This window comes from Kitasatospora sp. MY 5-36, from assembly GCF_001182915.1.
Lineage (GTDB): Bacteria > Actinomycetota > Actinomycetes > Streptomycetales > Streptomycetaceae > Kitasatospora.
In genome coordinates, this window is record NZ_LFVW01001238.1 from 1 (window position 1) to 1,236 (window position 1,236).

At 77.5% G+C, this 1,236-nt stretch carries 1 protein-coding gene and 1 pseudogene; both read right to left on the reverse strand.

Annotated elements, in window-relative coordinates; translation table 11 throughout:
- Nucleotides 1–197: 197 nt before the first annotated feature.
- Nucleotides 198–767 (reverse strand): beta-ketoacyl synthase N-terminal-like domain-containing protein, encoded by a 570-nt coding sequence (locus AE652_RS41665; RefSeq protein ID WP_199823237.1) that lies wholly within the window; start codon nt 765–767, stop codon nt 198–200.
- Nucleotides 764–1,236 (reverse strand): annotated as a pseudogene (locus AE652_RS41670) (beta-ketoacyl-[acyl-carrier-protein] synthase family protein); the annotation flags it as partial. The gene AE652_RS41665 and the pseudogene AE652_RS41670, both read right to left, overlap by 4 nt.

Below are 1,236 nucleotides of genomic sequence, written 5' to 3' on the forward strand. Positions count from 1 at the left end.
ATGGGCACGAGGACCTGGCTTCTGGAGGGGAGGTCGCTCGGGCGGCGGGTGCCGGGAGCGAGGCGGGGACGGGCGGGGGCGCTGGTGTGCCGGGTGCGGCTGCGTCAGGCGCCGGGCCTCGATGGTTCCTACGGCCGGGGGCGGTCGCGGGGTTCAGTCCGGGCGGCGGTTCGGTCCGGTCGGACGGTTCGGAGGGGTCAGTCCGGCCGGTTCCCCGCCGCCGGAGGGGCGAGCAGGACGGCCGCGGCCCGGTCCCCGTCGGGCGTCTGCTCGACGGCCACGGCCAGCACCAGATCGGCGTCGCCGTCCTGGAGCAGCAGCGCGGCGAGTTCGAACGCCTCGGCCGGGACCACGCCGGGTTCGGCCTCGGCCGGGCAGATCGCCACGATCGGGCCGGTCAGGCCCCAGCGCGCGGAGACGTGCCCGAGGACGGCGTTGGGGTTGGACTGGAAGAACAGCAGTGGGCCGGTCCGCTGCCCGGGTTCGGCGCTGCGCTCGATGGCCCGTGCGGTGTCGAGGTCGCCGCTCGCGCTGGCGAGCAGCAGGGCGGTCCGTCCGGGGGCGGGCGGTTCGCCGTGGTGGGCGCGCAGGCAGCGCTCGGCGGTGTCGGCGACCAGCGGGTTGAAGGCGGAGGCGGCGAAGCCGGGCAGCGGTGGCGGCGGCCCGTCCAGGCCGGGTGCGGGGCGGCGGGCCTCGGCGAGGATCCGCAGTCCGTGGGTGTGGTCGGCAGGGGTGTTCTCGGCGGTGGTCATGGCGGTGGCGGTCATCCCGGGGCCAGCAGGAGGGCGGTGTTGGCGCCGCCGAAGGCGGAGTTGAGGCTGAGGGCGTACGGCGGCCTGGCGGCGTGCGGGCCGTCCAGGACGAGGTCCAGCGCGAGGTCCGGGTCGGGGCCGAGCCAGCCGGCGTTGACCGGGAGCAGGCCGGTGCCCAACGCGCCGATGGTGACGGCGAGTTCGAGCAGTGCGGAGGCCTCCAGGGCGTGCCCGTGCACGGACTTGCTGGAGCTGACCGGCAGACGGTCGGTGTGCGGGCCGAACACCCGCCGCAGGGCGCGGGCCTCGGCCCGGTCGGCGAGGGTCGAGCCGGTGCCGTTGGCGTTGACGTAGCCGACCTCGGCCGGATCGACGCCCGCGCGGGTGAGCGCGGCCCCGATCGCCCGGGCCGTCCCGTCGCCCTCCGGTTCCGGGCGGCAGACGTGGTGGGCGTCCCCGGCCCGGCCCCAGCCGGCCAGCCGGG